Raw genomic sequence first — 26,724 nt, forward strand, 5'->3', positions numbered from 1 at the left:
GAGTTTCCGGAACGTGTGTAACAAAATTCAACCGCCCGCTTCCGCGCCGGAAACACCGCGTTATCGCGGTCGTTTCGCGCCGTCGCCGACCGGTGCGTTGCACTTCGGTTCCCTGATCGCCGCCGTCGCCAGTTACCTCGATGCCAAGGCGCATGGCGGCGAATGGCTGGTACGCATGGAGGACGTCGATGCCGAGCGTAACGTCCCCGGTGCTGCCGACGACATCCTGCGCACGCTCGACGCCTTCGGTTTTGCCTGGGACGGGGAAGTGCTCTGGCAGAGTACGCGCGACGAGGCCTACGCGGCGGCGCTGGCCGAACTGAATGCGGCCGGACTGGCTTATCCCTGTACCTGCTCGCGCAAGGAAATCGCCGCCCGAACAACGCGGCCGGCAATCGACGGCGGCCTGGTCTATCCCGGCACCTGTCGCAGCGGCCTGGCGCCGGGCGCGGCACCGAGGGCCTGGCGGTTGCGCGTCGACAATATCCCGATGCCTTTTGTCGACCGTCTGCAAGGCGAAGTCGTCCAGCAGCTCGAAGACGATGTCGGCGATTTCGTCCTGCGCCGTGCCGACGGGTTGTTCGCCTACCAGCTGGCAGTGGTCGTCGACGACCGTTTCCAGGGGATTACCGATGTCGTTCGCGGCGCCGACCTGCTCGCCTCGACGCCGCGCCAGATCTGGCTGCAGCGTTGCCTCGGCTACCCGACGCCACGCTACGCGCACCTGCCGGTGGCGACCAACACGGCCGGTGAAAAGTGGTCGAAGCAGACGCTGGCGCCAGCGCTGGAAAGCGGCAAGGCAGCGGCCGAACTGGTGCGGGCATTGGCTTTCCTCGGGCAGCCGGTAGCGGCTGAACTGGGCCGGGCGACGGTCGCCGAGGTCTGGGACTGGGCTTCCGCCCACTGGTCGTTTGCCGCGATTCCCCGGCAGGCAGCGATCAGCGCTCCGGCGACGGCGGCTTGACCCGATCCTCGGCCCGCCAGTGGCGATCGCCGTAGCCTGCGATGCCGACCAGCAGGCGGACGATGCCGTAGCTCAGCCAGCGCAGGAGACGCGAGGGCCAGGGCTGGCGCAGGATGTCCTCGGCCAGCATTTCGCGGCTGCCGTCCTGCATGGCGGTGTAGAGGCTGGCGCGCAGCTCGCCGGCGAAGCGCCGGTCGTGCACGACCAGGTTGGCTTCCTTGGCCAGCAGCAGGCTGAACGGGTCGATGTTCGACGAGCCGACGGTTGCCCATTTGCCGTCGATGACCGCGACCTTGGCGTGCAGGAAGCTCTTCTCGTACTCGAAGATGCGGATGCCGGCCTTGAGCCCGGTGGCGTAGAGCGTCTGCGTTGCGTAGTGGAGCAGCGGATGGTCGGACTTGCCCTGGAGCAGCACGGTGACGCGCACGCCACGGCGGGCGGCGGCAAAGATGGCGCGGCCGAAGCGGATGCCGGGCAGGAAATAGGCGTTGGCGATCAGGATTTCGTCAACGGCGGCGTCGATCGCGTCGATGTAGGCGTGAAGGATGTCGTTGCGGTGGCGGATGTTGTCGCGGATCAGGAACGCGGCCCGCTGGTCGCCGACGGCTTCGCAGCAGGGCTTGACGATGGGCGCCAGGCGGAAGCGGCGGCGGAAATTGACCCAGGTGACGATTTCCCACATCCGCCGTGCTGCGTGGTGCACCTGCGCCAGCACCGGACCTTCGATGCGCACCGCGTAGTCGTAACGCGGACGCATCTCCTCCGGCGCGTTGTCGTCGTCGACGATGTTGATGCCGCCGACGAAGGCGACGCGTCCGTCGATCACGACCAGCTTGCGGTGCAGCCGGCGCAGGCGATGGCGCTGGAAATGGAAGCGGCCGATTTCCGGCCGGTAGAACAGCGAACGAACACCCGCCTCGGCCAGGCGCGGGCGGAAGTCCTCGGCGAAATTGCGGGCGCCGAAGCCGTCGACCGTGACATTGACGATGACGCCACGACGTGCCGCCGCGCACAGTGCCGAAGCGACCTCGTGGCCGACAGGGTCGTCGGCGAAGATGTAGCTTTCCAGGTAGATCTCGCGCTCGGCGCCGGCGAGCGCGGCGAGCAGCGCAGGGAAGTACTCGCGCCCGGATTCGAGCAGCGTCAGGCGGTTGCCGGCGACGAAATCAGGTGCCATGCCTCGTCAGAAAAGCCGAGAGCGCCGCATGGTCGGAGATTGCCGACCATGGCGGGCCGTAATGCACGGCGGTGGACTGTACATTGAAGCCGCGCACGTAGATGCGGTCGAGCCGGAACATCGGCATCGCCGCCGGAAAGCTGCGCACCGGACGGCCGCCGACCGCGTGCGAAAAGACCTCCTGCAGATGCAGGCGGCGGGCCAGATGCTCGCAGGCGCGGCTGCGCCAGTCGTTGAAATCGCCGGCGACGATCAGCGGCGCATCGGGTTGGTCGAGGCTGTCGAGGTAATCGGCCAGCGCGTCCATCTGACGTCGCCGCGAATGCCCGAACAGCGACAGGTGCACGCACACGCAGTGCGCCGCCGGCCCTTGCGGCAGCTCGATCCGGCAGTGCAGCATGCCGCGCTTCTCGAACTGCAGGTGGGTCACGTCCTGGTTGTGCGCGTGCAGGATGGGAAAGCGCGACAGGATCGCGTTGCCGTGGTGGCCGTGGTCGTAAATCATGTTGCGGCCGTAGGCCGACTGCCAGATCTCGTCGGCGAGGAACTCGTGCTGCGGCCGACCCGGCCAGTCGGCATGCCGCTCGGCGTGGCCGAGGTGCAGGCCCTGGACTTCCTGCAGGAAGACGATGTCCGGGTTGAGGTGGCGCAGCCGCTCGCGCAACTCATGCACCATCATCCGCCGGTTGAACTGCGAGAAACCCTTGTGGATGTTGTAGGTGGCGATGTGCAGCGCGGGCTGGCTCATGGCGCGGCGGTCAGGAGATCGCCAGCATGCGGTCGAGCGCCAGGCGGGCAAACTTGACCTCGTGTTCCGGCACCTTGATCTGGTTGACCACCTTGCCCTCGACCAGGTTTTCCAGCGTCCACGCCAGGTGTTGCGGGTCGATGCGCTGCATCGTCGAGCACATGCAGACGGTGGTCGCCATGAACTGGACGATCTTGCCTTGCGGCAACACTTCCTTGGCCAGGCGGTCGACCAGGTTCAACTCGGTGCCGACCAGCCAGCGCGTACCGGCCGGCGCTTCCTTGATCGTCTTGACGATGTGCTCGGTCGAGCCGACGTAATCGGACGCCGCGCAGACCTCGAAATTGCACTCGGGGTGAGCGATCACTTTGCCGTCCGGGTACTTGGCGCGGAAGGCGTCGATGTGCGACTTCTGGAACATCTGGTGCACCGAGCAGTGCCCCTTCCACAGCAGGATCCTGGCCTTTTTGATCTGCTCGACGGTTAAACCACCCATTTCCAGGTCCGGGTCCCAGACGACCATCTCGTCCATCGGGAAGCCCATCTGGTGGCCGGTCCACCGGCCGAGGTGCTGGTCGGGGAAGAACAGCACCTTGGGTCGCTGGTCGAAGGCCCATTTGGCGATCGTGCCGGCGTTCGACGAGGTGCAGACGATGCCGCCGTGTTCGCCGCAGAAGGCCTTCAGGTCGGCTGCCGAGTTGATGTAGGTGACCGGCGTGACTTCCTTTTCGACGTCCAGGACTTCGCCCAGTTCGCGCCAGCAGCGTTCGACCTTGGCCAGATTGGCCATGTCGGCCATCGAGCAGCCGGCGGCGAGGTCGGGCAGGATGGCGATCTGGTTCGGCGCGGTCATGATGTCGGCGACTTCCGCCATGAAATGCACGCCGCAGAAGATGACGTATTCGGAATCGGTCTGCGCGGCCAGCTTGGACAGTTTCAGCGAATCGCCGGTGAGGTCGGCGTGCTGATAGACGTCGGCACGCTGGTAATGGTGGCCAAGGATCACGGCGCGTTTGCCGAGCTTGGCGCGGGCGGCGCGGATGCGCTCCTGGCAGGCTTCGTCGGAGAGTTTGTTGAACGGGTCGAAGGAGATGGTCGCGGTGTGCATGCTGTTTCCGGTGAATCGCGCGGTCGACGCGCCGTGAAGGCAAAAAAATGAGCGGGCGAATTATCCCTGATGCCAGGGCAATCCGGCACGTCGCCAGCCGCCGACATTGTTGCGGTGGCCGTTGGCATCCTTGTCGCCCTCGAAGCCCTCAAGGACGTTGTAGCAGTTGTTGTAGCCGTTTTCGCTGGCGACCGTCGCTGCGCCGATCGAGCGCACGCCACTGCGGCAGACGAACATGACCAGCGCTTCCGGATCGACCTGGCGGGTCAGTTCGGCGAGGAAGTTCGGATTGCGCACGCCGCCCGGATACTGGTTCCATTCGATCTCGACGGCGCCCGGGATGCGGCCAACCCAGTCCCATTCGGCACGGGTGCGGACGTCGACGAGGCGGGCCCCGGGTGCCGCCTGCCAGATTTCAAACGCCTCGCGTGGCGTCAGCTCGCCCTGGTAGGGGCGTTCGAGGTCACGGGCGCGGGTTTGCGCGAGGTCGAGTATTTCCCTGAGTTTGCCCATCTTGGATCGCTGCTAGAATCAAGGCCTACAGTATAGGACAGAGTTCATGAGAGACGGTCATTCGCCACCGGTCGCCACGGCGGCAGATCGGGCTGAGGCAGCGCAGAAAGCCACCTGGATCAGCGTGGTCGTCAACCTGCTGCTGACCGTCGCCCAACTGGTGGTCGGCTGGCTGGCGCATTCGCAATCGCTGATTGCCCACGGCCTGCATTCCTTTTCCGACCTCTTGTCCGACTTCCTGGTCATCTGGGCTAGCCGCCAGAGTGCGGTGCCGGCCGACCGGGCCCATCCCTACGGTCATGCCCGGGTCGAAACGGCGGCCACGCTGGCCCTGGGCGTCTCGCTGATCCTGATCGGCGGCGGCATCCTCTGGGATTCCGGCATGCGTATGCAGGCAGGCGCTTTGCTGCCGCAGGTCGAGATGCTGGCTTTCTGGATCGCCGTATTGACGGTGGTGGCGAAGGAAGGGCTGTATCGTTACCTGATCGCCGTGGCCCGCCAGCAACGTTCCCAGCTGCTGACCGCCAATGCCCTGCATACCCGCGCTGACGCCGCTTCGGCGCTGGTGGTCGTGGTCGGTATCGGCGGTGCGTTGCTCGGCTGGGCCTTCCTCGACCTGCTCGCTGCTGCCCTGATGGGTTTCATGATCCTGCGCATGGGCGGGGAACTGGCCTGGTCGTCGATCAAGGAGCTGATCGATACCGGTCTGGACGAGGCTCAGCTGGGTGCCATCCGTGACAGTTTGACGGCGACACCCGGGGTGCGCGGCCTGCATGCGCTGCGCACACGGCGCATGGCGCATCAGGTGCTGGTCGATGCGCATGTCCAGGTCGATCCGTGGATCAGCGTTTCGGAAGGCCATCGCATCGCCGAGTCGGCGCGTGCCCGGGTCCTGCGGACGCATCCGGAAGTGCTCGACGTGCTCGTCCATATCGATCCCGAGGACGACCTCGAGCCGGACCTGGCGGCAATCGGTCTGCCGGGGCGGGAAGCCCTGCTGCCGATGATCGCGCCCCTGATCGCCGACCTGCCGGCGCCGAGGAAGATCGTCCTGCACTATCTGGCCGGCAAAATCGAGATCGATCTGTATCTGGCGCTGGCCGAGGCCGATGGCGCATCCTTGTCGGAGATCGAGCAAAGACTGGCGGCCCGCCTCGATGCACTGCCCATGGTGCGTCGTGTGCGCCTGAACTGGATTTCTGCACCATAATGGTGCTTGCACCGCGATGGTGCATTATTTTGGTGCGGTGGTTTTCTTGCCAGTTTGAACATGCCCTTGTGGCACAATGGAAAGTCTGGCGAAGGAAACTTGGCATGCTTCCTGCTAAAACCTGTTCGCTACGATTTACTGTTTTGTGCCGCACTGGTCGGCACCTTGTTTTCTTAGGAGACTAACGCGTATGGCAACCCCGCAAGACGTGATCAACCTGATCAAGGAAAACGACGCCAAGTTCGTCGATTTCCGCTTCACCGACACCCGTGGCAAGGAACAGCACGTTACCGTGCCGGTCTCCGCTTTTGACGAAGACAAGTTCGAAAACGGCCATGCCTTCGACGGCTCCTCGATCGCCGGCTGGAAGGGCATCCAGGCTTCCGACATGCTGCTGATGCCGGATCCGGCCACGGCCTACATTGATCCGTTCTTCGACGAAACCACCGTCGTCCTGTCCTGCGACGTCGTCGATCCGGCCGATGGTCGTGGCTACGACCGCGACCCGCGTTCGATCGCCAAGCGCGCCGAAGCCTACCTGAAGTCCTCCGGTATTGGCGACACCGCCTACTTCGGTCCGGAACCCGAATTCTTCATCTTCGACGGCGTTGAATGGTCGGTCGACATGTCCGGCTGCTCGCTGAAGATCCACTCCGCCGAAGCGGCCTGGAATTCCGGTGAGAAGAACGACGGCAACGGTGCCACCGGCCACCGTCCGGGCGTCAAGGGCGGCTACTTCCCGGTTCCGCCGGTCGACAGCCTGCACGACATCCGTTCGGCCATGGTCCTGACCCTCGAATCGCTGGGCGTGCCGGTCGAAGTGCACCACCACGAAGTGGCCAATGCCGGCCAGTGCGAAATCGGCACCGTGTTCTCGACCCTGGTCAAGCGCGCCGACTGGACCCAGATCCTGAAGTACGTGGTGCACAACGTTGCCCACCAGTACGGCAAGACCGCCACCTTCATGCCGAAGCCGATCGTCGGCGACAACGGCTCGGGCATGCACGTTCACCAGTCGATCTGGAAGGACGGCAAGAACCTGTTCGCCGGTGACCAGTACGCTGGCCTGTCGGAAACCGCCCTCTACTACATCGGCGGCATCATCAAGCACGCCAAGGCGCTGAACGCGATCACCAACCCGGGCACCAACTCCTACAAGCGTCTGGTCCCGCACTACGAAGCGCCGGTCAAGCTGGCCTACTCGGCCAAGAACCGTTCCGCTTCGATCCGTATCCCGTTCGTCGCTTCGACCAAGGCCCGTCGTATCGAAACCCGCTTCCCGGATCCGATCGCCAACCCGTACCTGTGCTTCGCCGCCCTGCTGATGGCCGGCCTTGACGGTATCCAGAACAAGATCCACCCGGGCGATCCGGCTGACAAGAACCTGTACGACCTGCCGCCGGAAGAGGATGCAAAGATCCCGACCGTCTGCGCGTCGCTCGAGGAAGCGCTGGAAAACCTGGACAAGGATCGCGAGTTCCTGACCCGTGGCGGTGTCTTCTCCAACGACTGGATCGATGCCTACATCGCCCTGAAGATGGACGAAGTGAACCGTATCCGCATGACCACGCACCCGGTCGAATTCGATCTGTACTACAGCTGCTGATCGATTGCGGTGAAATGCAAAAAGGGCGGGCTTTCCCGCCCTTTTTTGTTCACCTTTTTACCGGCGCATCGTTTACCCAGTAAACTGCAAAGTTCACGAGGAGCCATGCCAATGACACGTAGACTGCTTGCCCTGATTTGCGCGCTTGTCCCGATGGCGCTCTCCGCGCAGACGATCTATCGATGCACGGAAGCCGGTGGCGGGGTGCTGATTTCCAATACCCGTGTGCACAACAACTGTCAGGCCATCGTCAGCGAGGAGCGCAATACCGTTCCCGCGCCGCGTGCGCCGGCCGCCAGGGCGGCAAGCAATCCGACGCCGGCCGATTTTCCGCGCGTGCAGCAGGACACCCAGCGTTCCCGCGATGCCGACCGACGCCACATCCTGGAGCAGGAACTGGCCGGCGAGCAACGCAAGCTGGATCAGGCCCGCAAGGAACTGGCCGAGCGCGAAGCCGCCAGTGGCGGTCTTGAGCGCGCGACGCCCTATCGCGAACGGGTTGCCCAGCATGAGCGCAATCTGCAGGCCCTGCAGCGGGAGCTGGCCAATCTGCGCTGAGCGGAATTCTCCGGATAAATCATGAATGTCACCCACGCCAATTTCGCCGGGCTGGACCTGCTCGCCTCGGCGGTACTCCTGATCGACGACAGCCAGGCCATCCGCTATCTCAATCCGGCCGGCGAGAACCTGCTGGCGGTCAGCAGCCGTAGCGTCATCGGGCGCCGTCTCGGCGATGTCTGCAAGTGCTCGTCGACCCTGCAGTCGGCAATCGACAACGGCCTGCACAACAACTGGGGCTACACCGGCCAGAACATCGCGCTCGGCCGGGCCGACGGCGAGACCCTGCACCTCAACTGCACGGTGACGCCCTTGCGTCCCGATATCGCGGCCGGCATGCGCCTGCTGCTCGAATTGCAGCCGATCGACCATCACCTGGCGGCAAGCCGCGAAGAGCGCCTGATCGAGCAGCAGCAGGCCAACCGCGAACTGATCCGCAATCTGGCGCACGAAATCAAAAATCCGCTGGGCGGTATCCGTGGTGCCGCGCAATTGCTCGAGCACGAACTCGGCAATCCGTCGCTGAAGGAATACACCCAGGTCATCATCAAGGAAGCCGACCGCCTGCAGGACCTGATGCAACGCCTGCTGACCCCGCATCGGGCGATGTTGCCGGCGACCGTCAATATTCACGAGATTCTCGAGCGGGTACGCAGCCTGCTGCGCGCGGAATTTCCCGAAAGCCTGCAGGTGCGCCGCGATTACGACACCAGCCTGCCGGAACTGGTCGGCGACCGCGAGCAACTGATCCAGGCGGTGCTCAACATCGCCCGCAACGCCGCCCAGGCGATGGCCGGGCAAGGCGAGATCATCCTGCGTACACGCGCTCTGCGCCAGGTGACGCTGGCCAAGAAGCGCTACCGTCTGGCCATGGAGATCAAGGTCATCGACAACGGTCCGGGCATCCCCGAGGACATCCGCGAGCGCATGTTCTATCCGCTGGTCTCGGGGCGCGAGGGCGGTAACGGTCTGGGCCTGACGATTGCCCAGAATTTCATCCAGCACCATCAGGGCAGCATCGATTGCCACAGCCGGCCCGGCGAGACGGTGTTCACCCTGCGCCTGCCGGTCGAGTCGGCCTGAGTCTTGCTAGAGGTAGCAGGACATCGCGATACAAGAGGCAAGAGAACATGAAACCGGTATGGATTGTTGACGACGACCGCTCGATACGCTGGGTGCTGGAGAAAACGCTGTCGCGGGAAGGCATCCCGTTCGAGAGCTTCGCTTCGGCCAGCGAGGCGATCAGCAGCCTGGAAGGCGGCTGCGAACCGCCGCAGGTGCTGATGTCCGATATCCGCATGCCCGGCCAGTCCGGCCTGGAGCTGCTGCAGGAAGTGAAGACGCGTCATCCGGCGGTGCCGGTGATCATCATGACCGCCTACTCGGACCTGGAAAGCGCCGTTGCGGCCTTCCAGGGCGGCGCGTTCGAATACCTGCCCAAGCCCTTCGACGTCGATCAGGCGCTCGAACTGATCCGTCGCGCCATCGACGAGTCGATGCACCAGAGTGGTGCGGCTGAGGAAGAGGGCCTGGTGCCGGAGATTCTCGGGCAGGCGCCGGCCATGCAGGAAGTCTTCCGGGCCATCGGCCGTCTCGCCCTCTCGCACGCCACCGTGCTGATCACCGGCGAATCCGGTTCGGGCAAGGAACTGGTGGCGCGTGCGCTGCACCGGCACAGTCCGCGTGCCGAAAGGCCTTTCGTCGCCATCAACACCGCGGCGATTCCCAAGGATCTGCTCGAATCCGAACTGTTCGGCCACGAGCGCGGCGCGTTCACCGGCGCCCAGGCGCAGCGGCGCGGGCGTTTCGAGCAGGCCGAGGGCGGCACCCTGTTCCTCGACGAAATCGGCGACATGCCGTCCGAACTGCAGACCCGCCTGCTGCGCGTCTTGTCCGACGGGCATTTCTATCGCGTTGGCGGGCATTCGCCGATCAAGGCCAACGTCCGCGTCATTGCGGCCACCCACCAGAATCTCGAAAGCCGGGTCAAGGACGGCCTGTTCCGCGAAGACCTGTTCCACCGCCTGAACGTCATCCGCATCCGCCTGCCGTCGCTGCGCGAGCGGCGCGAGGACATCCCGCTGCTGACCCGGCATTTCCTGCAGAAGAGCGCGCGCGAACTGGGTGTCGAGCCCAAGCGGCTCTCGGAAGCCGCGCTCAAGTACCTGTGTGGCCTCGATTTCCAGGGCAACGTCCGGCAACTGGAAAACCTCTGCCACTGGCTGACCGTGATGGCGCCGGGGCAGCAGGTCGAAGTCGGCGACCTGCCCAGCGAATTGCGCGAGGCCCCGCCGCAGATGCTGGTCGGTGACTGGGAAAAGGCGCTGGAGGGCGAGGTCGATCGCTTGCTGGCGCGCGGCGTGCCGGATGTCCACGGATTGCTGTCGCAGGCCTTCGAGCGCATCCTGATCTCCCGGGCGTTGGCGCATACCGGCGGTCGGCGCATTGAAGCGGCGCAGGCCCTGGGTATCGGGCGCAACACGATCACGCGCAAGATCGCCGATCTCGGCATTGATGGCGGCAAGGAGTCGGCAGCGGAGTAAAATCTCCGCATGCCTTTAATCGATCCTGTACTGCTCAAGGAACGGCTGGCCGCGCAGGCCGGCCGTTTCGATGTCGATGCCCTCGACAGTTGCGATTCCACCAGTAGCGAACTGCTGCGCCGGGCGGCGCTCGGCGCCCCGCCCGGTACCGTCGTCGTCGCCGACCGGCAACTCGCCGGCCGGGGCCGGCGTGGCCGCAGCTGGTCGTCGTCGCCCGCCGACAGCCTGACCTTTTCCCTGCTCTGGCGCTTGCCGCCCGGGCGCGTTCCCGGCGGCCTGTCGCTGGCGGTCGGCGTGGCGCTGGCCCAGGCGCTCGACGCGCTGGGGGCGAACGGCGTCCGCCTGAAATGGCCCAACGATGTCCTGCTCGCCGGCGACACCGGTTTTGCCAAGCTGGCCGGGGTGCTGGTCGAACTGGCCAGCGATCGGCGCGGTACGCAGGCCTGTATCGGCATCGGCATCAACCTGGCCCAGCCGGCGGGGGATTTTCCGCAAGCAGTGGCCGGCCTGAACCAGGCCATGGCGCGCGTCCCGGAACGACATGACATTCTGGCGGCGTTGCTGCTGGCCCTGGTCGATGTTCTCGACCGCTTTGCCCAGGCCGGCTTCGCGGCGCTGAAAGACGACTGGCACGCCTGGCACGCCTGGCAGGATCGCCCGGTGCAGTTGCTCGGCGAGGGCGAAGCGCCGTTGACCGGCGTGTGTCGCGGGGTCGACGACGACGGCGCGCTGCTGCTCGAGACCGCTGCCGGCCTGTCGCGCATCCTGGCCGGCGACCTCAGCCTGCGTGCCGCATGATTCTGTGTCTCGACAGCGGCAACAGCCGCATCAAATTCGGCCTCTGGGGCGATGGCCGCTGGCTGGATGAGGGCGCGCTCGACCATGCCGATTGTGCCGGCCTGGCGCGTCTGACGGCGGACTGGCCGATGCCGGCGCGCGTCATGCTGGCCAACGTCGCCGGGACGGAGGCCGAACAGGCGATCCGCCAGGCGCTGGGGACCTGGTCGACAAAGTTGACGGTGGTCACCTCGACGGCGGCGGCCGGCGGGGTGCGCAACGGTTACCGGAATCCCGGCCAGCTGGGCGTCGACCGCTGGTGTGCGCTGATCGGTGCCCGTTCGCTCCATCCTGGCGCCTTGCTGGTGGTCATGGCCGGCACCGCCACCACCGTTGACAGCCTCGATGCTTCGGGTTGTTTCCTCGGTGGGCTGATCCTGCCCGGACAGCAACTGATGTTGTCGGCGCTGGCCAGGAACACGGCGGCACTGCCCTTTGCCAAGGGGCAGCGGCAGGACTGGCCGCAATCGACCGACGATGCCATTGTCAGCGGTGCGATCGAGGCACAGGTCGGCGCCATCGAGCGTGCCTGGGCGCGCTTGCCCGGAACAGAGCGGGTTTGCCTGATTTCCGGTGGCAACGCGGGATTGCTGATTAAGCATCTTGTCATGCCGGTTCAGCAGGCGGACAATCTTCCCCTGCTCGGTCTGAAAGTTCTGGCCGAGGAAACCCGTCCCGAGAGCTGACCGCCCATGGAAATCATTCCGGTTGCCGAACTCAAGATCGGCATGTTCATCGTCGAACCGGATTGCCCGTGGACGGATTTTCCGTTTGCCCTGCAGGGCTTCATCATTTCGTCGCCGGATCAGGTTGATCTGTTTCGGCAGAAATGCCGCTTCGTCCAGATCGACCGCACACGCTCGCTGAATGAGCACTATGCCGCACCGAAATCGCGCCTGGACCGCCCGCTGAAGTCGGCGCCGCTGATACAGCGACCGGCAGACGAAGATCAGCATGTTGCGCGTCGTCGCCCCTTGTTCTCTGCCCAGGAAGTCGAACGGCAACAGCGGCGCCGTCGCTTTCTGGACTTCCTGCACGGCCAGGATGGCGATGCCCATGTCCAGTCGCTGAGCCGCGAATTGAACTATATCGAGCCGCGCTACGATGCCCTGCTGCAGTCCCTGCAGAAGACCTTCCAGCATGTGACGGCCGAAAAGCACTTCGATTTCGCCAATGTGCGGGAAGGCGTGCGCGATGTCGCCGGCAGCCTGCAGCGCAACCCGGATGCGGTGATGTGGCTGCTGCGCCTGAAAAGTCTGGACGACTACAGTTTCGATCACGCCATGGACGTCACGGTTCATGCCCTGTTGCTCGGCGGCCATATCGGCTGGCGCGGCCAGCGCCTGCTGGAGCTGGGGATTGCCGGCCTGCTGCAGGATGTGGGCAAGACCCAGGTGCCGCCGGAACTGCTGGCCAAGACCGATGCGCTCAATGACGAAGAACGCCACCTGATCCAGTCGCATGTGGCCAGTTCGCTGGAAATCCTGATGCAGCAGGTCAATCTGCCGGCCGAGGTGCTGCAGATCGTTTCGCGCCACCACGAGCGCTGGGACGGCAGCGGTTATCCGCAAGGTTTGGCGCTGGAGAAGATCGGCCTGGCGGCCGAGATTGCCGGCCTGGTCGATTCCTTCTGCGCGATGCTGCGCAACAAGCCCTACCGGGATGCCATCGGCCATCAGCAGGCGCTGGAGGAACTGTTCAAGCTGCGCGACCGGCAGTTCAACCCGGTGCTGATGGAGCAGTTCGTCCAGTGCGTCGGCCTGTATCCGGTCGGCACGCTGGTCGAACTCAATAGCGGCGATGTCGGCGTGGTCATCCAGCAGAATCGCGTCCAGCGCTCACGCCCGCGCATCCTGCTGATGCTGGATGCCGACAAGGTGCCGGTGCGCAGCTACCAGGTCGTCGACCTCCGCGATCCGGAGCGCGCTTCGGTGCGTATCGTCCGCGCCCTGCCCAATGACGCTTATGGTTTGTCTGCCCATGACTACTATCTCGGATAAGGATGCGGTTTATATCGATTTCCAGGCGTTCGGACTGAGCGCCGAGGATCTGGTGTCGCTGTCCGGGCTGGCCGATATCTGGCGCATGGCGGTCCGGGAAATGCGGCCGGCGGTGGCCGACGATGCCGTCCTGCTCGCCTTTCTCGAACTAAGCGAAAACCTGCCGGGTTCGCTGGCCGATCCGCTATGGCAGCAGGCCTGGGTTCGCGACTGGCACGGCTTGCAGGGGCGCGGCTATTCGCTGGTGGAAATCCTGCACCTCTTCTTTGCCTTCGTCGCACGTTGCGAGGAGGAACTGATCGGCGAGCGCGACAGTGTCGGTCGCGTCGTGCTGGCCCTGTTTGCCTGCCTGCGCCGGGCGGTCATCGCCGCCGTCAGTTGCGCCATCGAACTGGGCGAGGAGGCGCGCATGGACGCCGCCGGCATCCCGGGCGAACTGGCCGCGCTGCGCTGCCTGCGCGAACTGCTCAACGAGGGTCGCCAAGTCGGCCTGCTGTCGATTTCGGTGGTCAACCGCGATTCCTTCAATTATCTGGCGGCCAACGATCTGCAGCGCTTGCCATCGATGCTGGCGGCGCGGATCGCCGACCGCCTGCGGGTCGAAGACAAGGTGTTTGCCGGGCGCGAGGGCGAATGGCTGGTCGTGCTGCCGGATGTCCATAGCTTGTCCCAGCCGGCCCTGGCGGCAGCCCATATCGGGCAGATGTTCACCGAGCCGGTCAGCCTGTTCAGCGGTGCCAGCATCATGGTGCGTGCGACCATCGGTGCCGCCATGCTCCCCGAGCATGCGCTGGACCCCGAAGGGGCGCTGCATGCCGCCCGCCTGGCCCGCTGGGCGGCTGGCAGCCGGCAGCAATCGTTCGCCTGGTTCGAGACCAGCCTCGGTGAGGACTGGCAGTTGCGCTACCGCCAGGTCGATGCGCTGCGCCAGGCCTTGCAGCAGGACGCGCTGACCCTCTACCTCCAGCCCCAGGTCGATTTGCAGAGCGGCCGGTGTACCGGCGCCGAAGTGCTGCTGCGCTGGCGCGGCAGCGACGGCGCCTGGGTGGCGCCGCCGGTGGCGATCCGGATGATCGAGGAAAACGGCTGGCGGACCTTGTATACCGACTGGCTGCTGCGGTCGGCCATGCGCATCGCCAGCGAACTGGAAGCGGCCGGGCTCGACATCAGCTTGTCGGTCAACCTGACGGTCGGCGACATGGGCGATGAGGACTTGCCGGAATTGCTGGCGCAATGCCTGGAAACCTGGAAACTGCCGGGGCGGCGTTTCACCTTCGAATTGACCGAGTCGGCCTTGCTGCTCGAGCGCGAGAAGGGGCTGGCGATCATGAACCGCATCCGGGCGCTCGGTTGCCGCCTGGCGCTCGACGACTTCGGTACCGGCTATTCGTCCTTGAGCTATCTGGTCAGCCTGCCGATGAACGAGATCAAGATCGACCAGTCCTTCATCGAAGCCATGCTCAATTCAGCCGACAGCCTGCGGGTGGTCCGCACCATCGTCGATCTGGCCCGTGACCTCGGCATGGTGCCGCTGGCCGAAGGCGTCGAGGATGAAAATCAGCGCCGTCAGTTGCTGGCCCTTGGCTGCAACGTCGCACAGGGCTATCTTTACGGACAGGCGATGCCGCTGACCGAATTCATCGACTGGTACCGGATGCAGGGGGAAAAGGGATGTCATTGACCGGATTCATCAAGAAGCAGTTCATCGATGTCCTCGAATGGACCGAGAGCGACGACGGTACGCTGGCCTGGCGCTACCCGATGCGCGACAACGAAATCCAGAACGGCGCCAGCCTGACGGTGCGCGAGTCGCAACTCGCGCTGTTCGTCGACGAGGGGCAGGTGGCCGATGTCTTCGGCCCCGGCCGCTATCGCCTGAGCACGGCCACCCTGCCGCTGATGACCAACCTGCGCCACTGGGACAAGCTGTTCGCCTCGCCGTTCAAGAGCGATGTCTATTTCTTCTCGACCCGCCTGCAGCTCGACCGGACCTGGGGCACGGCCACACCCATCGTCATCCGCGACGCCGAGTTCGGCGCCGTACGCCTGCGCGCCTACGGCATCTACGCCTACCGGCTGAGCGATCCGCTGCGTTTCCACCAGAAGGTGTCGGGCACGCGCGAGCATTACGGCCGCGACGATCTCGAAGGCCAGTTGCGTAACACCCTGGTTGCCGGGCTGACCACTCTGTTTGCCGAATCGGGCATTCCCTTCCTTGATCTGGCAGCCAATCAGGATGCACTCGCCAAGGCGATGCGCGAGCGGGCTGCGCCGATGTTTGCCGAACTCGGGCTGGAGCTCGAGTCCCTGGTCGTGCAGAACTTTTCCCTGCCCGACGAGCTGCAGAAAACGCTGGATCAGCGCATCAGCATGAGCATGCTCGGCGACCTGCAGCGCTACACCCAATACCAGGTGGCCAGCAGCATTCCCGACGCCGCCCGCAACGAAGGCGGTCTGGCGGCGCTGGGGGCGGGTTTCGGTTTCGGCCAGATGATCGGTCAGAGCGTCGGCGGTGCAACGACATCGGCCGCTGCCGCGGGCGCCGACGAGATCGTGGCGACGCTGGAAAAATTGCACGCCCTGGTCGGCAAGGGCGTGCTGAGTCAGGCCGAGTTCGATGCCAAGAAGGAAGAGCTGCTGAAGAAACTCGGCTGAGCCGGGATCGGGCGATCCCGGCCGCCGTTCAGCGCACGTCGAAGCAGAGGTATTTCACCTCAAGGTATTCCTCGATCCCGTACTTCGAGCCTTCGCGGCCAATGCCCGACTGCTTGATGCCGCCGAAGGGCGCGACCTCGTTCGAGATCATCCCGGTGTTGACGCCGACCATGCCGTATTCGAGCGCCTCGCCGACGCGCCAGCTGCGGCCGATGTCGCGGGTGAAGAAATAGGCGGCCAGACCGAATTCAGTATCGTTGGCCATGGCCACGGCTTCTTCCTCGGTCTCGAAGCGGAACAGCGGGGCCAGCGGGCCGAAGGTTTCCTCGCGGGCAACCAGCATGTCGCGGCTGACGTCGGCCAGCACGGTCGGCTGGAAGAAGTTGCCGCCGCGCTCGTGGCGGGCGCCGCCGCAGAGCACGCGGGCGCCCTTGGCGAGCGCATCGGCGACGTGGGCTTCGACCTTGGCCAGGCCGGCGGCGTTGATCAGCGGTCCCTGGGCAACGCCGCTCTCGGTGCCGGCGCCGACTTTCAGCGTCCGGCTGCGTTCGGCCAGCTTGCTGGCGAATTCCTCGTAGATGCCCGATTGAACCAGGAAGCGGTTGGCGCAGACGCAGGTCTGGCCGGTATTGCGGTACTTGGCGGCAATCGCGCCGTCGACGGCGGCATCGACATCGGCGTCGTCGAAGACGATGAAGGGGGCGTTACCACCCAGCTCCAGCGACAGCTTCTTGATGGTCGGTGCGCACTGGGCCATCAGCAGGCGGCCGACAGCGGTCGAGCCGGTGAACGACAGCTTGCGGACGATGGGGCTGGCGCACAGTTCGTTGCCGATGGCCGCCGGATTGCCGGTAACCACGTTGAACACGCCTGCCGGGAAGCCGGCCTGTTCGGCCAGTACGGCCAGCGCCAGGGCGGTCAGCGGCGTCGATTCGGCCGGCTTGACGACGACCGTGCAGCCGGCGGCCAGGGCCGGCGCCACCTTGCGGGTGATCATCGCCAGCGGGAAATTCCACGGGGTGATCGCGGCACAGACGCCAACCGGTTGTTTGACCACCAGCAGGCGGGTGTTAGACGCCGGGCTGGGAATGCTCTCGCCGTAGGTGCGCTTGGCCTCCTCGGCAAACCATTCGACGAAGGAGGCGCCATAAATGGCCTCGCCCTTGGCTTCGGCCAGCGGCTTGCCGCCCTCGGCGGTGATCAGGGTGGCGAGGTCGTCGGCGTGATCGAGGATCAGCTTGTTCCAGGCCTGCAGCAACTGCGCCCGGCGGCGTGCCGTGAGCGCCCGCCAGGCCGGCAGGGCGGCGTCGGCCGCGGCGATGGCGCGCTGCGTTTCGGCGGCGCCGCAGCGGGGCACGCGCCCGATTTCCCGGCCGTCAGCCGGATCGACGACGGTCAGGGTCTGGCCGTCGTCGGCATGGATCCATTGTCCGCCGATCAGGTTGGTCGTGCGGAGTAGATTCGTATTCTGCAAATTCATGGGCTTGAAAAATCCTGTAAAAACGTTAAGTTATAAATAACTTCAAGAAATGACCTTAATAATGCGCCAGTCCGTTTCCTGCCTGCTGCTGATCTCCGCGCTGTTTCTGAGCGCCTGCGGCAGCCCGCTGCCGCGCAGCGCCGACGGCAGGGGAACTATAACCCAGCCGCCCCGGGCGGTCAGCGGCGAGGCCGCCGAGGTGGTGATGTACGCGATGTCCTTGATCGATACCGGCTACCGCTTCGGCGGCAAGAATCCCGAAGCCGGCCTCGACTGCAGTGGCATGGTCAGCTACATCTTCGACCAGGCCACCGGTCGCCGGGTTCAGGGCAGTGCCGCCGACATCGCCCGCCAGGGGCGGCCAGTACCGCGCGAGCAATTGCGTCCGGGTGATCTGGTCTTCTTCAACACGATGAACCGACCGTTTTCCCACGTCGGTCTGTACATCGGCGACGGCCGCTTCATCCACGCGCCCTCGAGCAACGGCCGGGTGCGGATCGAAAACATGAGCAGCAGCTATTTCGCACAGCGCTACGAGGCGGCGCGGACGCTGCTCGATTGATCAGGCCAGGCTGGCGTCCTCGATGGCGGCATTGACCTGCTGGCGAAGACGGTCGAGGTCGTCCGGCGAAATTCCCAGATAGTCGATTGCCCGTTCGAACAACGCGCTGCCAACCTCGAGGTCTTCCCCTTGCTGGATTTCCGCCAGCAGATGCTCTGCCACCTGGGTTACCGCGATGAACGACAGCGCGCCGCCGGGCAGGGTGCGATCCGGCAGGTCGTAGGCATCCGGTTCGTGATGGAAACGGATGGCCTGGCCGAGAATCGGCGGCAATCCCCAGTTGCGGACCAGCAGCGAGCCGACGATCGGGTGTGTGCAGGGGAAGAACTGGGCTTCCGCCTGTTCCAGCAGCATGCCTTCCCGCTCGCATTTCTCGAGCACTTCGCCGTAATTGGGGAAGCGCTTCATCATCAGTGGAATCGCCGCGTCGTGGAACAGCGTGTAGGTGTAAGCGGCATCCGGTGAAATCCCGTACAGCCGGCGGGCGATCAGGCTGGCGGCCAGGGCCATCATGCTGGTGCGCCGCCAGAACTGCTCCAGCCACGCCGCCGGCAGGCCGGTGATGCTGGCGCGCAGGGCCGAAGCCACCACGACGCAGACAATATTTTTCGTCCCCAGTCGCTCGACAGCATTGCGCACGCTCGAAACCGCCCGGCCGCTACCGTACAGCGGCGAATTGGCCAGCTTCAGCGCCGCCGCCGACATCCCGGGGTCGGCGGTGATGATGTCGGCCAGGCGGCGGATATCCGGTTCATCCTTCTGCGCTTCACTCATCGCCTCGGTCAGTACGCCGGGGCAAACTGGAATATCCACCGAAGCCATGACCTTGTTCAGGTCGTCATGACTGAGCTCATAAGTCTTGCTGTGTGCCATATGTTTTGTTTTTATCATTTAAGATATTTACCAACAGCATATTCGATCATCCGCCATGGACGCAAGGGGGGACTAAGGAGTAGAATCCGCACTCATTTTCCGCCCGTAGCTCAGCTGGATAGAGTACTGCCCTCCGAAGGCAGGGGTCGTGCGTTCGAATCGCGCCGGGCGGGCCAGAATACACAACGGCTTGGACAGTTTCCTGTTCCAAGCCGTTTTGCTTTTGGGCCGGGGTTACGGAAAACTCAGGAAACGACGATCTTCAGCAGCGCCAGCATCAGCAGCGTGTAGGCGGCGGCGATCAGGTCGTCGGCCATCACGCCGAAACCGTTCTTGACGTGTTCGTCGAAGTAGCGGGCCGGTTGCGGCTTGGTGATGTCGAAGAAGCGGAACAGCACGAAGGCGGTCAGTTGCCACAGCCAGCCGGCCGGTGTCATCAGCAGGACCAGCCAGAAGGGGACGATTTCGTCCCAGACGATGCTGCCGTGGTCGGGGTCACCGAGGGCGCGGCCGGTGACGTCGATGAACCAGATGCCGGCCAGGTAGGCGGCGGCGAACAGGAACAGCAACTGGCCGTCGCTGAAGTAGGGGCGGAACAGGATGAAGCTGGCCCAGGCGAACAGCGTGCCGAAGGTGCCGGGCGCCCACGGCGTCAGCCCGCTGCCGCAGCCGCAGGCGAAGAAGTGCGCCGGATGGGCGAGCAGGAAGCGGGTGCTGGGCGGTTTACTGGCCAAAGTGATCGTATCCCTTGCGCGCGATGTCGACCGGCTGGTCGTCCGGGTCGAAAACGGTGACGCTGCCGGCGTCGCCGTCGACCATTTCGCCGATGCACCACAGCGGCAGTTCCAGGCGGGCGGCGATGGCGCCCAGTTGGGTGTGCAGCGCGGCGGGAACGGTGAATACCAGTTCGTAGTCGTCGCCGCCGGCCAACTGGCAGTCGAGCGCCAGACGGCGCAGGTCGGCGTCGTAGTGATCGCCGCTGCCGGCCAGGTCGCGCAGTTGCGGCAGTTGTACCAGGCGCACGGCGGCGGCGCAGCCGGAGCGTTCGCCGATGTGGGCGAGGTCGGCCAGCAGGCCGTCGGAAACGTCGATGGCGGCGCTGGCGATGCCAGTCAGGGCCTGGCCGAGGGCAACGCGCGGGCGCGGTTTTTCCAGCGCGGCGACGCACAGGCGCGGCCAGGGCTCGGGCAGCTTGACCTTGCCCTGCAGGTGGGCGAGGCCGAGCGCGGCCAGGCCGGGGCGGCCGGATACCCAGATTTCGTCGCCGGGTTTGGCGCCGTCGCGGCGCAGGGCGCGGCCGGGATCGACTTCGCCGATGGCGGTGATGCAGAGGTTGAGCGGGCCACGCGTGGTGTCGCCGCCGATCACATCGACGCCGTATTCGCGGGCGCAGCCGAAGAAGCCTTCGGCAAAGGCGGCGATCCAGGCTTCGTCGACTGCCGGCAGGGCGCCGGCCAGCGTCACCCAGCGCGGCGTTGCGCCCATCGCGGCAAGATCGGAGAGGTTGACGGCGAGCGCCTTCCAGCCCAGGCGACCGGGGTCGGTATCGGGCAGGAAATGGACGCCGGCGACCAGCATGTCGGTGGTCACCGCCAGTTGCTTGCCGGGCGCCGGCTGGACCAGGGCGCAGTCGTCGCCGGGGCCGAGGACTGCCGACGGCGTCGGCCGGGCGAAGTATTTCGCGATCAGGCCGAATTCGCCGGGCATGGGGTCAGCGGCCTTTACGCCGCGCAGCGACCTCGGCGGCGCGCACGTCGGCGGCAATCTTGTCGAGCACGCCGTTGACGTACTTGTGGCCGTCGGTGCCGCCGAAGGCCTTGGTCAGCTCGATGGCTTCGTTGATGATCACGCGGTACGGCGTTTCCGGATGGTTGACCATCTCGAAACTGCCCATCAGCAGCACGCTGGCCTCGATCGGCGAGAGTTCGCCGAAGGGGCGGTCGATGTGGGCGCCGATGCGCTCGGTGAGTGCAGCCTGCTGGCCGATGACGCCACGCAGGGTGCCGACGAAGAACTCGCGGTCGGCCTTGGCGAAGCCTTCCATTTCGGGGGCGTAGGCTTCGATGGCGGCTTCATCGGCACCGCCGACACGCCACTGGTAGAGGCCCTGCAGGACGAATTCGCGGGCGCGGCGACGGGCCGACTTGGGCGGCGCCTTCGGGGTTTGTTCCTGATCACTCATTGATGAGGGCTTTCTGGAGATTGGCCATTTCGACCGCCGCCTGGGCGCAGTCGGTGCCCTTGGGCTGCATGCGCACTTCGGCCTGTTCGTCGGTGTCGCAGGTGAGGATGCCGTTGGCGATCGGGATGCCGGTGTGCAGTTGCAGTTCCATGATCGCCCGGCAGGCGTCGTTGGAAACCACTTCGAAATGGTAGGTGTCGCCGCGGATGACCGCGCCGAGCGCGATCAGCGCGTCGAACTCGCCGGTTTGCGCCATCGTCTGCAGGATCAGCGGGATTTCGAGGGCGCCGGGGCAGGTGGCGATGGCCATGTCCTCGTCGGCCACGCCGAGGCGCTTGAGTTCGGCGACACAGGCCGAAAGCAGGCCTTCGCAGACGGGCAGGTTGAAGCGGCTCATGACGACGCCGACGGTCAGGCCGTTGCCGTCGAGGTTCTTGTCGTATTCGAATACGTTGTCAAAACGGGACATGGATCAAAGCTCCGCAGGGGAAGTGACGAAACCGGTGACTTCGAGGCCGAAACCGGTCATGGAGGGCATCTTGCGCGGGCTGGAGAGCAGGCGCATGCGGCTGACGCCGACATCGCGCAGGATCTGCGCGCCGATGCCGTAGGTGCGCGGGTCCCATTTCTGTTGCTGGCGCGGGGCATCGACCGGCGTGGTCAGGCGGGCGAGCAGGGCTTCGCCGTCTTCCGGGCGGTGCATCAGGACGATCACGCCGTGGCCGTTTTTCGCCAGTGCGGCCTGCGCCTCGTCGATCGAGAACGACTGGCGCTTGCTCGCCGGGTCGAGGAAGTCGAGCACCGACAGCGGCTCATGGACGCGGACCAGGGTTTCACCGTCGGCCGGGATTTCACCCTTGACCAGCGCCAGATGAGTGGCGCCGCCGGCGCGGTCGACGTAGGCGTGCATCAGGAATTCGCCATGCGCTGTGGCGATGGTCTTGCTGGTGACGCGCTCGACCAGCTTTTCGGAGGCGGCGCGGTAGTGGATGAGGTCGGCGATGGTGCCGATCTTCAGGCCGTGCTGCTTCGAGAATTCGATCAGTTCCGGCAGGCGGGCCATGGTGCCGTCGTCGTTCATGATCTCGCAGATCACCGACGCCGGTTCCAGACCGGCCATGCCGGCCAGGTCGCAACCCGCTTCGGTGTGGCCGGCGCGGACCAGCACGCCGCCTTCGCGGGCGGTGATCGGGAAGACGTGGCCGGGCTGGACAATGTCGTCGGCAATCGCGTTGCGGGCCACCGCGGTGCGGATGGTATGCGCCCGGTCGGCGGCGGAAATGCCGGTGGTGACGCCTTCGGCGGCTTCGATCGAGACGGTGAAGGCGGTGCCGAACTGGGTACCGTTGCTGCGCGCCATCTGGCTCAGGCCAAGTTTGCGGCAGCGCTCGTTGGTCAGCGTCAGGCAGACCAGGCCGCGGCCGTATTTGGCCATGAAGTTGATCGCTTCCGGCGTGACGTGCTCGGCGGCCATGACCAGGTCGCCTTCATTCTCGCGGTCTTCTTCGTCGACCAGCACGACCATGCGGCCGGCTTTGAGTTCGGCGACGATTTCTTCGGTAGTGGCAATGGCGGGATGCGGGGGCATGGGAATTCGGGTTTCCAAAAAGGGCTGCTATTTTCGCAGAAACGCGGGGGCGCAGGGAAAGTTTGCTAATCGGCGCAGGGACTTGCGCGTGGGCCTACGGCGTCACCGGCTGGAAGTGGCGCAGGTAGTCGATGATCTGGTCGGCCGGCAGCGGCTTGCTATAGAAGAAGCCCTGCAGCACGTCGCAGCCCAGGCGGGTCAGGAATTCGCGCTGGACATCGGTCTCGACGCCTTCGGCGACCAGTTCGAGGCCCAGGTTGTGGCCGAGGGCGACGGTGGCCGAGCAGATCGCCGCATCGTTGGCGTCGGTCTCGATGTCCTTGACGAAGGAACGGTCGAGCTTGAGGCGGTGGATGGGCAGGTGCTTGAGGTAGGCGAGCGAGGAATAGCCGGTACCGAAGTCGTCGATCGCGAGCACGATGCCCATGTCGGAAAACTGGTTGAGGATGGACAGCGTCAGGTCCGGGTTCTGCATCGCCGTGCTTTCGGTGATTTCCAGTTCCAGATCCTGGGGCGTCAGTTCGTAGCAGGCGAGCACGCCGCGCACCAGCATCGGCAGGGCCTCGTGGCGCAGTTGCTGGGCCGAGATGTTGACGGCGACGCGCAGGCCGGTCAGTCCGGCGTCGCGGAAACGGCGGATGTGCCGGCAGGTCTCCCAGAACACCCAGTCGCCCAGCGGCTGCATCAGGCCGCTGTCTTCTGCGATGCGGATGAAGCGGTCGGGCGGCACCTGGCCGAGCACCGGATCGTGCCAGCGGGCCAGGGCTTCGAGGCCGACCACGCGGCCGTCGGCGACGTTGATCTGCGGCTGGAAGTGCAGCGAGAACGGCGAATGTTCCGGGGTGATCGACGCCAGCGCCTGACGCAGCGCATTTTCCATCTGCAGGCGTTCGCCGGCCGCTTCGTTCATCCGGCTGGCGTAGAACTGGTAGTTGTTCCGGCCGCGGTCCTTGGCGTGATACATGGCGACATCGGCGTTGCGCAGCAGGGTTTCGCGGTCGCGACCGTCGCCCGGGTAGATGCTGATGCCGATGCTCGGCGTCGCGTACAGGCTATGCACGCCGATCTGGTGGCTGTGATCGGCGAGACGGTGCTGCACCTTGCCTGCCAGCGTGGCGACGGTCATCGCGCTGTCGATGTCGGGCAGCACGACGACGAATTCGTCGCCGCCGAGCCGGGCGACGATGTCGCTGGCACGCACGCAATCGCGCAGGCGGGCGGCCACGCTCTTCAGCAACTCGTCGCCGGTGGCGTGGCCGAGCGTGTCGTTGACCGTCTTGAAATGATCGAGGTCGATGAGCATCAGCGCGACCTGCTTGTGGTCGCGTTCGCAACTGCGGATCGCCAGCTCCAGCTGCGATTCGAAAGCCAGGCGATTGGGCAGCAGGGTCAGCGGATCGTGGTAGGCCAGATGCAGCAACTGCTGCGTGGCCTCGATCCGTTCGCCGATGTCGGTGAAGGTGGCAACGTAATTGCTCACTTCGCCGGCGTTGTCGGTCACGGCAGAAACCGTCAGCCAGATCGGGTAGAGGTTGCCGTCCTTGCGGCGGTCCCAGATCTCGCCGGACCACACGCCCTGTTCGTTGATCGCCCGCCACATGCTGGCGTAGAACGCCGGCTCGTTGCGCCCGGAAGCGAACATCCGCGGGTTGCCACCGATCACCTCTTCCGCCGGATAGCCGGACATTTCCGAGAAGGCGGCGTTGACCGCAACGATGCAGTTGTTGCGGTCGGTGACCAGCACGGCCTCGCTGCTCTGCAGGAAAATGCGTTGCAGTACCGCCGCGCTCAGCTCACTGGCTGGGTTGGTGTTGGCGAGCGCGGTGGCGGGCATGGTCGTGGGGGTCAGACGTTGAACAGCGATTGTGACTGCAAGTCATTGATTGAACAGTTCACCATGCTGCTCCATTAAAAAACATACTCATGTTTGTACTCAAGAAACTCAGCATTGAGTACGTTCAACCGTGATCTGGCGCCGTTGCGCCGGCTCGGATTCAGCTTTCCAGACGCCGGCGACAGGCATCAATAGTGGATTTTATCTGTTGCGCCAGCATCTGCCTGATCGGCGCACGCTCCAACCGCTCACCCAATGAGCTTGCCTGCAGCAACACCCGTTCGATGACCTCTTCCGCCCGTTTCCTTGGGACTCCACCTTCCTCCGCCAGACGCAATAAATGCCGGCGTTCGATGGCAGCACCTTCGCCGCAAACGTCCAGGTGATGCTGGCCCATCGGGCCTTCGCTGAAGGTCAGGTCGAATGCCGGAGCCAGACGCCAGCGCCGGTCAGGCCCGAGACGCCACGCGAAATTCTTGGGATGGTCGTCACGGTTGTGGAAAAGCACATTGAAGACGACTCGTGCGTAGGCTTTCTCCACTTCGCGCTCGTCGCGCGTCAGGAAACGGGTAGCCCGCAGGAAGGCGGTATAGTCGGTGGCACCGGGCAGGCGAAAATCCACTTGCAACAATCCAGCCAGACTGTGCACCGGGACGCGTTGCCCTCCTTCCCGGTCGAAGCGCGCGACGCCGAAGGCGGCCAGTTCGGGGCCAAGGTCGAACCAACGACTTTCGGGCACATCCAGTCCGCAATCCCGAGCCAACTCGGCATAGAGCTGCTCGATGACGCAAACCTCTTTGTGTTCGTTCTGCGCCGGGAACTTGACCAGCCAGGGACTGCCGGGCGCATCCGGACGGGTGCTGACTTGCCCGGTCATTGCGTCGTACTGCACCAAGGCCTTGGGTCGAGCCCCTTGCGGTGAGCCGCCGGTGAGCGCGAGCTCGCGCAGGGCTGCCCCCGCCTCGCCCGCGAGCGCGAGACGGCTTTGCTCGGCCAGCGCCAGCAAGGACCAGTCGGGCTCGTGGGCGCCGGCGTCGCTTGCCGGAACGAAGCGTAACGCGCCCATCGCGCGCTCACCAATGAAGGCCAGCCGGTCCAGTGGCCCGGGATGGCGCAAGCCGTGTTGACGGAACAACCGATCCATCAGCAGCAAACCCCAGCCGTCAGGCAGACTGTCGGCGATCAGGCCCGGAAGGCGATGCAAATGGATCGGAAAACCTCCGTAGGCATCCGCACGCAGCTTGAGGTGCAAGGGCGACAGTTCCAAGCCTTGAGACAAGGCTTCGGGAGAATATTCGAAGAGCAGGGATTGACCGTCATCGGCCAAGCGTCCCAACGGCCAGTCTTCTCCCCAGCCGCAATAATGTACGGTAAGCAGCTTCATGATGTTTTCTTACGCGGCGCACGCTGGCGGCGGCTCACAAGGTCCACCTGCTCCATCTGGGCGATGGATTGCCGTTTGAGTACAAAGAGATCGTCCAGCGCCTCCAGCAAGCCAAGTGCCTGCGCAACGCGGACCAGCGTTTCCAGCGAGCACTGGCCGTCGCTTTCGAGTTTGCGCAACGCCCCCAGCGACAGTCCGGCCATTTGCGCCAGTTCACGCTGCGTGAGCGATTGGGCAAGCCGCTGCTCGCGCAGACGAACACCCAGCGCGTGCAGGATCTCAGCGGAAGTCGAAAGATGAAAAGTCACTTTTATGACCCTTAACGCGAAAAAAATTGCGTAAGCGCCATTTTAGTGGGCTTTACTTATTCTTGAAAGCAGATGGCTGCGATAGCTGCCGCGAGCGATCATGCGGTGACCATCGTAACGCTACGATGTTACGGAGTTGGCTCCTGTCCAGCAGCCGGCGCCTCCAGCAGTACTGAAGGCTCCACCCCCAGCGCCTCGGCCAGCTTGAAGATGTTGAGTAAGGCGATGTTGCGTTGCCCACGCTCAACACCCCCCAGATAGCTGCGCGCCAAGCCACTCTCCAGTGCCAGGCGTTCTTGCGACCACCCTCTGGTCTTTCTGATTTCTATCAGCTTCAGGCCGAAGCGTAGTCGGGGATCAAGGGCCATATTTCTCTCTTCTTAAAGAGAAATGACTCTATGAGTACCCCCTCTATAGGGCTACGCCCGATAGGTACCCGCACTATAAGTGACAATTTAAACCAATCGGGAAATCCTCCGGCTTTGCCGGGGAGGCAGTAAAAGTTTGACGTTTACGGACGTCCATCCGAGAAACTCCGAGAGTGAGCCGCCAAGCACACTCAAAAGGAGTAACCCGATGGACGAGTTTGAAAGC

27 protein-coding genes and 1 tRNA gene are annotated in these 26,724 nt (G+C 64.7%); 13 read left to right on the forward strand and 15 right to left on the reverse strand.

Annotation, left to right across the window (positions count from 1 at the left end; translation table 11 throughout):
- Positions 1-13 precede the first annotated feature (13 nt).
- On the forward strand, positions 14-964 hold the full coding sequence (gene gluQRS, locus Q0799_RS04675; RefSeq protein ID WP_298394878.1) for a tRNA glutamyl-Q(34) synthetase GluQRS: 951 nt from the start codon (positions 14-16) through the stop codon (positions 962-964).
- On the opposite strand, the gene clsB is transcribed toward gluQRS, so the two are convergent.
- The 4 genes from clsB to Q0799_RS04695 are packed head-to-tail and all read right to left on the reverse strand — an operon-like array spanning position 939 to position 4,510.
- A complete protein-coding gene (clsB, locus tag Q0799_RS04680) occupies positions 939-2,141 on the reverse strand; it encodes a cardiolipin synthase ClsB (protein WP_298394882.1) in 1,203 nt (400 codons plus the stop codon). The genes gluQRS and clsB overlap by 26 nt on opposite strands.
- Positions 2,131-2,889, reverse strand: a complete 759-nt coding sequence (locus tag Q0799_RS04685; protein WP_298394885.1) for an endonuclease/exonuclease/phosphatase family protein — start codon at positions 2,887-2,889, stop codon at positions 2,131-2,133. Before Q0799_RS04685 ends, clsB begins: the two co-directional genes overlap by 11 nt.
- Before the next feature lie 10 nt (positions 2,890-2,899).
- Entirely contained in the window at positions 2,900-3,997 is a 1,098-nt protein-coding gene (gene nadA / locus Q0799_RS04690; RefSeq protein WP_298394888.1) for a quinolinate synthase NadA, read from the reverse strand.
- 60 nt (positions 3,998-4,057) lie between these two features.
- Positions 4,058-4,510 carry a rhodanese-like domain-containing protein gene (locus Q0799_RS04695; RefSeq protein WP_028994767.1) on the reverse strand — a complete coding sequence of 151 codons (453 nt, stop codon included), beginning with the start codon at positions 4,508-4,510 and terminating at the stop codon, positions 4,058-4,060.
- A 46-nt stretch (positions 4,511-4,556) separates the two neighbouring features.
- Here Q0799_RS04695 and Q0799_RS04700 point away from each other — a divergent pair, with 46 nt between their 5' ends.
- The 10 genes from Q0799_RS04700 to Q0799_RS04745 all read left to right on the forward strand — a co-directional run bounded on the left by Q0799_RS04700 (position 4,557) and on the right by Q0799_RS04745 (position 15,919).
- On the forward strand, positions 4,557-5,720 hold the full coding sequence (locus Q0799_RS04700) for a cation diffusion facilitator family transporter (RefSeq protein ID WP_298394892.1): 1,164 nt from the start codon (positions 4,557-4,559) through the stop codon (positions 5,718-5,720).
- Between the two features lie 190 nt (positions 5,721-5,910).
- Positions 5,911-7,326 carry a type I glutamate--ammonia ligase gene (gene glnA, locus Q0799_RS04705; protein ID WP_298394927.1) on the forward strand — a complete coding sequence of 472 codons (1,416 nt, stop codon included), beginning with the start codon at positions 5,911-5,913 and terminating at the stop codon, positions 7,324-7,326.
- Between the two features lie 111 nt (positions 7,327-7,437).
- Positions 7,438-7,884, forward strand: coding sequence for a DUF4124 domain-containing protein (locus Q0799_RS04710; protein WP_298394930.1), 447 nt, complete (start codon positions 7,438-7,440; stop codon positions 7,882-7,884).
- A gap of 21 nt (positions 7,885-7,905) precedes the next feature.
- The gene (gene glnL, locus Q0799_RS04715; protein WP_298394933.1) at positions 7,906-8,967 is read left to right on the forward strand and encodes a nitrogen regulation protein NR(II); all 1,062 of its coding nucleotides are present in this window, start codon (positions 7,906-7,908) and stop codon (positions 8,965-8,967) included.
- A 47-nt stretch (positions 8,968-9,014) separates the two neighbouring features.
- Positions 9,015-10,427, forward strand: a complete 1,413-nt coding sequence (gene ntrC, locus Q0799_RS04720) for a nitrogen regulation protein NR(I) (RefSeq protein WP_298394936.1) — start codon at positions 9,015-9,017, stop codon at positions 10,425-10,427.
- A 9-nt stretch (positions 10,428-10,436) separates the two neighbouring features.
- A complete protein-coding gene (locus Q0799_RS04725; protein ID WP_298394939.1) occupies positions 10,437-11,225 on the forward strand; it encodes a biotin--[acetyl-CoA-carboxylase] ligase in 789 nt (262 codons plus the stop codon).
- A complete protein-coding gene (locus Q0799_RS04730) occupies positions 11,222-11,950 on the forward strand; it encodes a type III pantothenate kinase (protein ID WP_298394941.1) in 729 nt (242 codons plus the stop codon). Before Q0799_RS04725 ends, Q0799_RS04730 begins: the two co-directional genes overlap by 4 nt.
- A gap of 6 nt (positions 11,951-11,956) precedes the next feature.
- On the forward strand, positions 11,957-13,264 hold the full coding sequence (locus tag Q0799_RS04735) for an HD-GYP domain-containing protein (RefSeq protein ID WP_298394944.1): 1,308 nt from the start codon (positions 11,957-11,959) through the stop codon (positions 13,262-13,264).
- On the forward strand, positions 13,245-14,945 hold the full coding sequence (locus Q0799_RS04740; protein ID WP_298394947.1) for a bifunctional diguanylate cyclase/phosphodiesterase: 1,701 nt from the start codon (positions 13,245-13,247) through the stop codon (positions 14,943-14,945). Before Q0799_RS04735 ends, Q0799_RS04740 begins: the two co-directional genes overlap by 20 nt.
- Entirely contained in the window at positions 14,936-15,919 is a 984-nt protein-coding gene (locus tag Q0799_RS04745; RefSeq protein ID WP_298394950.1) for an SPFH domain-containing protein, read from the forward strand. The genes Q0799_RS04740 and Q0799_RS04745 overlap by 10 nt, the downstream gene beginning before the upstream one ends.
- Before the next feature lie 28 nt (positions 15,920-15,947).
- On the opposite strand, the gene Q0799_RS04750 is transcribed toward Q0799_RS04745, so the two are convergent.
- The gene (locus tag Q0799_RS04750; protein ID WP_298394953.1) at positions 15,948-17,399 is read right to left on the reverse strand and encodes an NAD-dependent succinate-semialdehyde dehydrogenase; all 1,452 of its coding nucleotides are present in this window, start codon (positions 17,397-17,399) and stop codon (positions 15,948-15,950) included.
- Positions 17,400-17,460: 61 nt separating this feature from the next.
- Between Q0799_RS04750 and Q0799_RS04755 the strand changes: the two genes are divergently transcribed.
- Positions 17,461-17,961, forward strand: a complete 501-nt coding sequence (locus tag Q0799_RS04755; protein ID WP_298394956.1) for a C40 family peptidase — start codon at positions 17,461-17,463, stop codon at positions 17,959-17,961.
- Here the strand turns inward: Q0799_RS04755 and Q0799_RS04760 are convergent, their stop codons facing one another.
- Positions 17,962-18,834 (reverse strand): HDOD domain-containing protein, encoded by an 873-nt coding sequence (locus Q0799_RS04760; protein WP_298394959.1) that lies wholly within the window; start codon positions 18,832-18,834, stop codon positions 17,962-17,964.
- Positions 18,835-18,933: 99 nt separating this feature from the next.
- Between Q0799_RS04760 and Q0799_RS04765 the strand changes: the two genes are divergently transcribed.
- A tRNA-Arg gene (locus Q0799_RS04765) sits at positions 18,934-19,010 on the forward strand.
- Positions 19,011-19,079: 69 nt separating this feature from the next.
- Here the strand turns inward: Q0799_RS04765 and Q0799_RS04770 are convergent.
- The 9 genes from Q0799_RS04770 to Q0799_RS04810 all read right to left on the reverse strand — a co-directional run bounded on the left by Q0799_RS04770 (position 19,080) and on the right by Q0799_RS04810 (position 26,498).
- Complete coding sequence (locus Q0799_RS04770) at positions 19,080-19,568, reverse strand: phosphatidylglycerophosphatase A (protein WP_298394962.1); 489 nt, start codon at positions 19,566-19,568, stop codon at positions 19,080-19,082.
- Entirely contained in the window at positions 19,558-20,541 is a 984-nt protein-coding gene (thiL, locus tag Q0799_RS04775) for a thiamine-phosphate kinase (RefSeq protein ID WP_298394965.1), read from the reverse strand. The genes Q0799_RS04770 and thiL overlap by 11 nt, the downstream gene beginning before the upstream one ends.
- A gap of 4 nt (positions 20,542-20,545) precedes the next feature.
- A complete protein-coding gene (nusB, locus tag Q0799_RS04780) occupies positions 20,546-21,016 on the reverse strand; it encodes a transcription antitermination factor NusB (protein WP_028994818.1) in 471 nt (156 codons plus the stop codon).
- Positions 21,009-21,485: a 6,7-dimethyl-8-ribityllumazine synthase gene (ribH, locus tag Q0799_RS04785; protein WP_281982041.1), complete on the reverse strand. Its 477-nt coding sequence runs from the start codon at positions 21,483-21,485 to the stop codon at positions 21,009-21,011. The genes nusB and ribH overlap by 8 nt, the downstream gene beginning before the upstream one ends.
- A gap of 3 nt (positions 21,486-21,488) precedes the next feature.
- On the reverse strand, positions 21,489-22,604 hold the full coding sequence (gene ribBA, locus Q0799_RS04790) for a bifunctional 3,4-dihydroxy-2-butanone-4-phosphate synthase/GTP cyclohydrolase II (protein ID WP_298394972.1): 1,116 nt from the start codon (positions 22,602-22,604) through the stop codon (positions 21,489-21,491).
- Positions 22,605-22,698: 94 nt separating this feature from the next.
- Positions 22,699-24,438 (reverse strand): EAL domain-containing protein, encoded by a 1,740-nt coding sequence (locus tag Q0799_RS04795; RefSeq protein ID WP_298394975.1) that lies wholly within the window; start codon positions 24,436-24,438, stop codon positions 22,699-22,701.
- Between the two features lie 160 nt (positions 24,439-24,598).
- Positions 24,599-25,822 (reverse strand): type II toxin-antitoxin system HipA family toxin, encoded by a 1,224-nt coding sequence (locus Q0799_RS04800; protein ID WP_281982048.1) that lies wholly within the window; start codon positions 25,820-25,822, stop codon positions 24,599-24,601.
- Complete coding sequence (locus tag Q0799_RS04805) at positions 25,819-26,130, reverse strand: helix-turn-helix transcriptional regulator (RefSeq protein ID WP_298394980.1); 312 nt, start codon at positions 26,128-26,130, stop codon at positions 25,819-25,821. The genes Q0799_RS04800 and Q0799_RS04805 overlap by 4 nt, the downstream gene beginning before the upstream one ends.
- A gap of 128 nt (positions 26,131-26,258) precedes the next feature.
- Positions 26,259-26,498, reverse strand: coding sequence for a helix-turn-helix transcriptional regulator (locus Q0799_RS04810; protein ID WP_017936955.1), 240 nt, complete (start codon positions 26,496-26,498; stop codon positions 26,259-26,261).
- Between the last annotated feature and the right edge of the window lie 226 nt (positions 26,499-26,724).

It is taken from the genome of uncultured Azonexus sp., from assembly GCF_937982035.1.
GTDB lineage: Bacteria > Pseudomonadota > Gammaproteobacteria > Burkholderiales > Rhodocyclaceae > Azonexus.

Excerpts from the sequence above, each read along its gene's own strand:
- clsB (WP_298394882.1), bottom strand. The coding sequence starts at position 2,141 with ATGGCACCTGATTTCGTCGCCGGCAACCGCCTGACGCTGCTCGAATCC.
- Q0799_RS04685 (WP_298394885.1), bottom strand. The coding sequence starts at position 2,889 with ATGAGCCAGCCCGCGCTGCACATCGCCACCTACAACATCCACAAGGGT.
- nadA (WP_298394888.1), bottom strand. The coding sequence starts at position 3,997 with ATGCACACCGCGACCATCTCCTTCGACCCGTTCAACAAACTCTCCGAC.
- Q0799_RS04695 (WP_028994767.1), bottom strand. The coding sequence starts at position 4,510 with ATGGGCAAACTCAGGGAAATACTCGACCTCGCGCAAACCCGCGCCCGT.
- Q0799_RS04700 (WP_298394892.1), top strand. The coding sequence starts at position 4,557 with ATGAGAGACGGTCATTCGCCACCGGTCGCCACGGCGGCAGATCGGGCT.
- glnA (WP_298394927.1), top strand. The coding sequence starts at position 5,911 with ATGGCAACCCCGCAAGACGTGATCAACCTGATCAAGGAAAACGACGCC.
- Q0799_RS04710 (WP_298394930.1), top strand. The coding sequence starts at position 7,438 with ATGACACGTAGACTGCTTGCCCTGATTTGCGCGCTTGTCCCGATGGCG.
- glnL (WP_298394933.1), top strand. The coding sequence starts at position 7,906 with ATGAATGTCACCCACGCCAATTTCGCCGGGCTGGACCTGCTCGCCTCG.
- ntrC (WP_298394936.1), top strand. The coding sequence starts at position 9,015 with ATGAAACCGGTATGGATTGTTGACGACGACCGCTCGATACGCTGGGTG.
- Q0799_RS04725 (WP_298394939.1), top strand. The coding sequence starts at position 10,437 with ATGCCTTTAATCGATCCTGTACTGCTCAAGGAACGGCTGGCCGCGCAG.
- Q0799_RS04730 (WP_298394941.1), top strand. The coding sequence starts at position 11,222 with ATGATTCTGTGTCTCGACAGCGGCAACAGCCGCATCAAATTCGGCCTC.
- Q0799_RS04735 (WP_298394944.1), top strand. The coding sequence starts at position 11,957 with ATGGAAATCATTCCGGTTGCCGAACTCAAGATCGGCATGTTCATCGTC.
- Q0799_RS04740 (WP_298394947.1), top strand. The coding sequence starts at position 13,245 with ATGACTACTATCTCGGATAAGGATGCGGTTTATATCGATTTCCAGGCG.
- Q0799_RS04745 (WP_298394950.1), top strand. The coding sequence starts at position 14,936 with ATGTCATTGACCGGATTCATCAAGAAGCAGTTCATCGATGTCCTCGAA.
- Q0799_RS04750 (WP_298394953.1), bottom strand. The coding sequence starts at position 17,399 with ATGAATTTGCAGAATACGAATCTACTCCGCACGACCAACCTGATCGGC.
- Q0799_RS04755 (WP_298394956.1), top strand. The coding sequence starts at position 17,461 with ATGCGCCAGTCCGTTTCCTGCCTGCTGCTGATCTCCGCGCTGTTTCTG.
- Q0799_RS04760 (WP_298394959.1), bottom strand. The coding sequence starts at position 18,834 with ATGGCACACAGCAAGACTTATGAGCTCAGTCATGACGACCTGAACAAG.
- thiL (WP_298394965.1), bottom strand. The coding sequence starts at position 20,541 with ATGCCCGGCGAATTCGGCCTGATCGCGAAATACTTCGCCCGGCCGACG.
- nusB (WP_028994818.1), bottom strand. The coding sequence starts at position 21,016 with ATGAGTGATCAGGAACAAACCCCGAAGGCGCCGCCCAAGTCGGCCCGT.
- ribH (WP_281982041.1), bottom strand. The coding sequence starts at position 21,485 with ATGTCCCGTTTTGACAACGTATTCGAATACGACAAGAACCTCGACGGC.
- ribBA (WP_298394972.1), bottom strand. The coding sequence starts at position 22,604 with ATGCCCCCGCATCCCGCCATTGCCACTACCGAAGAAATCGTCGCCGAA.
- Q0799_RS04795 (WP_298394975.1), bottom strand. The coding sequence starts at position 24,438 with ATGCCCGCCACCGCGCTCGCCAACACCAACCCAGCCAGTGAGCTGAGC.
- Q0799_RS04800 (WP_281982048.1), bottom strand. The coding sequence starts at position 25,822 with ATGAAGCTGCTTACCGTACATTATTGCGGCTGGGGAGAAGACTGGCCG.
- Q0799_RS04810 (WP_017936955.1), bottom strand. The coding sequence starts at position 26,498 with ATGGCCCTTGATCCCCGACTACGCTTCGGCCTGAAGCTGATAGAAATC.